This is a genomic window from Pseudoroseomonas cervicalis ATCC 49957 (assembly GCF_000164635.1).
In the GTDB taxonomy this organism is placed as follows: Bacteria; Pseudomonadota; Alphaproteobacteria; order Acetobacterales; family Acetobacteraceae; genus Pseudoroseomonas; species Pseudoroseomonas cervicalis.
This window is the reverse complement of record NZ_GG771135.1, coordinates 1-776: the sequence shown is the minus strand read 5'-3', so window position 1 is coordinate 776 and position 776 is coordinate 1. Positions and strand designations below refer to the sequence as shown.

The 776-nt window shown below is 77.3% G+C and carries 1 protein-coding gene; it reads left to right on the top strand.

Annotated elements, in window-relative coordinates; all coding sequences use genetic code 11:
* Positions 1-776: condensation domain-containing protein (locus HMPREF0731_RS22180; RefSeq protein ID WP_007006509.1), on the top strand; the 776-nt coding region annotated here is incomplete at both ends.

Sequence of the window (776 nt, the reverse complement as noted above, 5' to 3'; positions counted from 1 at the left end):
ACCGCGCGCGCCGCCCACCGCGCCGAGGCGCCGATCGATGCCGCGGCGGGGGAGAGGCTGCGCCACCTCGCCACCGCGCGGGGGATCGCCTGGCCCGACCTGCTGACCGCGCTGCTCGCCGCCTATTGCCACCGCGTCACCGGCGAGGCGGAGACGCTGGTCGGCGCCACCTTCATGGACCGCTTCGGCAGCGCCGCCGCGCGGGTGCCCTGCACGCGGATGAACGTGCTGCCGCTGCGCGTCCGGCTGGAGGACGAGGCGGCACCGCTGGAGGCGGCGCTGGCGCCGCTGCTGGCGCAGCTCGCGCAGCTGCGCCGGCATGGCCGCTACCGGGGCGAGCAGCTGCGCCGCGACCTTGGCCGCGTCGGCGGCGCGCGGCGGCTGCACGGCGCCATCATCAACATCCAGCCCTTCCACACCCTGCCCGCCTTCGCGGGCTGCACGGCGTCGCTGCAGCTGCTGGGCACCGGCCCGGTGGACGACATCACCTTCGACCTGCGCACCGATCCCGGCGCCACCACGCTGCGGCTGGATGTCGAGGCCAATCCCGACCTCCACAGCGCCGCCGAGGCCGCCGGCCATGCCGCCCGCGCCGCGCATTTCATCGCCGCCGCGCTGGAGGAGGGCAGCCTGGCGCGGGTGCCCACCGCCACGCCGGAGGAGGCGCATCGCTACACCGTCGCGGTGAACGCCACGGCGCATCCGGTGCCGGACACCACCCTGGCCGCGCTGCTCGCCCGCGCCATGGCGGCGACGCCCGCCGCCACCGCGCTGCG